This is a genomic window from Variovorax sp. 01T439_2, assembly GCF_056398445.1.
Genome location: NZ_JBFTPJ010001295.1, coordinates 1 through 1,188, shown reverse-complemented (window position 1 = coordinate 1,188; position 1,188 = coordinate 1). Strand labels below are relative to the sequence as shown.

Sequence of the window (1,188 nt, the reverse complement as noted above, 5' to 3'; positions counted from 1 at the left end):
CGCGCACGCCGGTGCGGCGCTGGGGCTTGGCGGCGGTGCGGCTGTCGGCCATCGTGCGCGGTGCCGGGCTTATTTTTCGGCGAAGGCGCGTTCGACGACGAAATCGCCCGGCGTCGAGGTGTTGCCTTCCTTGAAGCCGCGCTTCTCCAGGATGTGCTTCAGGTCCACCAGGAGGCCCGGGCTGCCGCACAGCATCACGCGGTCTTCCACCGGGTTGATCGGCGGCAGGCCGAGGTCGTCGGTGAGCTTGTTGGTCTCGATCAGGTCGGTGATGCGGCCCTGGTTGCGGAATTCCTCGCGCGTGACCGTCGGGTAGTAGAGCAGCTGCTTCTCGATCATCTCGCCCAGGAACTCGTGCTTGGGCAGGTGGTCGGTCACGAGGTCGTGGTAGGCCAGCTCGTCGACCTGGCGCACGCCGTGCACCAGGATGACCTGCTCGAACTTCTCATACGTGTCCGGGTCGCGGATGATGCTCATGAATGGTGCGAGGCCCGTGCCGGTGCCGAACAGGTACAGGCGCTTGCCGGGCAGCGTGTAGTCGATCAGCAGCGTGCCGGTGGGCTTGCGGCCCACGATGATGGTGTCGCCCACCTGGATGTGCTGCAGCTTCGAGGTGAGCGGGCCTTCTTCCACCTTGATGCTCAGGAACTCGAGATGCTCCTCGTAGTTCGGGCTCACGATGCTGTAGGCGCGCAGCAGCGGCTTGTTGTTGACCTTCAGGCCGATCATCGTGAAATGGCCGTTCGAGAAGCGCAGCGCCGGGTCGCGCGTGGTGGTGAAGGTGAACAGGCGGTCGGTCCAGTGGTGGACGCTCAGGACGCGTTCTTCGCTGAAAGCACTCATACGGAACTCAAGAGTTGGTTGGAACAGTGGAAGGTGGCTCGGCCGGAGTGCACGCCCATGGGGCATGCAGCCGCCGGCCGGCTGCGAACCCTCCATTGTCGTTGGTCGGAAAAACCCCGATGAACACCGCGAGAAAACACCATTGCAAGCATCGGGCCTGTTTGCTACATTGACCTCGAATGTAGTGAACGCAACATGAAAGTGTAGGGAATGCTACACAAACGGAAGGCGGTGCACAAGCGGGCAGGCGGCACGTTTGTTGCAACCCTCCGCTGACCGAGTTTCCCCGCGCCCGACCCGCATCACGCCCCACGAGATCGCCCCGATGACAGAACACACCAAGAC

General features: G+C 63.1%; 1 protein-coding gene. It reads right to left on the bottom strand.

The window, feature by feature from the left end:
* Positions 1-69: 69 nt before the first annotated feature.
* On the bottom strand, positions 70-843 hold the full coding sequence (locus AC1DOC_RS34420; RefSeq protein ID WP_018906633.1) for a ferredoxin--NADP reductase: 774 nt from the start codon (positions 841-843) through the stop codon (positions 70-72).
* Positions 844-1,188 lie beyond the last annotated feature (345 nt).